The sequence below is a fragment of the Candidatus Electronema sp. TJ genome (assembly GCF_048287355.1).
GTDB lineage: Bacteria > Desulfobacterota > Desulfobulbia > Desulfobulbales > Desulfobulbaceae > Electronema.
On sequence record NZ_JBLWEP010000013.1, the window covers coordinates 2,245 to 3,792 of the forward strand.

Annotated in this window: 2 protein-coding genes; both read right to left on the reverse strand. The window is 58.8% G+C overall.

Translation table 11 applies throughout. The features are described from left to right. A partial coding sequence (locus ACNKID_RS01900; protein WP_417911739.1) for an FAD-dependent oxidoreductase occupies positions 1–893 on the reverse strand: 893 nt, incomplete at its 3' end. A 194-nt stretch (positions 894–1,087) separates the two neighbouring features. Then, positions 1,088–1,548 (reverse strand): cobalamin biosynthesis protein (locus ACNKID_RS01905; RefSeq protein WP_417911740.1); only part of this gene is annotated, 461 nt, incomplete at its 5' end.

A 1,548-nucleotide genomic window follows, 5' to 3' on the forward strand; every position in this document is an offset into this window, starting at 1 on the left:
GTGATCTCGCAGTTCGGATCGTGCTCGCGGGCCAAGGTCGCCTGCTTGATCGCGTACATGCAGCAGACTGAGGAACAGTAGTTGTTGCCGCAAGTCTCGTCGCGGGAGCCGATGCACTGGATGAAGGCGATCTTCTTCGGGTGCTGATGATCAGAGAGGCGCAGTATCTCTCCGCCGGTCGGGCCGGAGGCGCACATCAGCCGCTCGTGCTCAAAGGCTGTGACCACATCCGTGAACTTGCCCAAGCCGTACTTGGCCATGACCTCGTCGCTCACCCGGCCAAAGCCCGGCGCAAGAATGACCGCCCCGACCGGAATCTCCAGCGTTTTTTCCGTGTCATCAAAGCGGATTGCTCCAGCTTGGCAGGCCACGGCGCAGAGACCGCAGGTGTCGTGATTCAGCTTCAGGCAGGCTTTCGCGTCAATGTAGTACGAGGTCGGCACGGCCTGCGAATAGTCAATGTGCGCGGCGTGATTGACCTGCATGTGCTCGTTGAAATCGTTGCCGATCTCTTTGAGGCAGTACAGCGTGCACTGGCCGCAGCCGGTACAGACTTCTTCGTCAATATAGCGCGGCTGCTTCCTGATCGTGGCCGTGAAATTGCCGGGCGCACCCTTCAGCTCGACCAGCTCGGAGAGCGTCAGTATCTCAATGTTCGGATCGCGGCCGGCCTCAACCAGCTTGGGCGCGAGGATGCAGAGCGAGCAGTCGTTGGTGGGAAAGGTCTTGTCCAAGCGGGCCATGACCCCGCCGATGGCAGCTGATTTCTCCACCAGATAGACCTTGTAGCCCAGCTCGGTCAGGTCAAGCGCGGTCTGCACACCGGCCACGCCGCCGCCGATCACCATCACTGCGCCGCTGATCTTGGCGGCATTTTCTGCAATTGCGGTCATGAATTCTCCTTCCTGCACTGTTTCAAAATCAAAACCGTCCTGACTGTGGACGGAAGCCTAATTTTCACAAGAAATAACTGCATCGTTTTCGCGCGGCTGACAGGTAACGCACGAATTTAACGTGCATACTGCCATATTGCCGCCAAAATTGCAAGAGAAAATGCGCAGATACTCTCTGCCGCCCGGAAAGGGCTTCAACGGGGAAGGAGAAATGAGGCAAGTTCGGCAATCGCCACGGTCACATTGGTTGATTTCTGTTTCCGCACCAGCAGAGAACCGCCGCCAGAACTGAGGATGGCGGCAGGCTCGGCCACAGCTTTGGCACCGGTGGCATGCAGCACAGCTGCCGAGCTGGTCACATCTTCAATACGGTTGAGCTGCTCAGCAGGGTAAAAGTGTATCGGCCAGCCATGCTGTTCTGCCACAGCAAGCAGCCCGGGTTCATTCTGTTTCAGATCAATGGAAGCCAGTCTGCTGATGGATTGAAAGGCGAGGCCGTTCTCAGCGCAGGCTGTCCGCAGGGCTGCGCTGATTTCTGCTGCCGGCGTGTTGCGGTTGCAGCCTATTCCGGCAACCAGCGCCTTGGGATGCAGCAGGGCTTGGCGCGGCTGTTGCGCGGTGCGGCAGGTGATGCGCAGGTCAGCCTGCTCCGGCT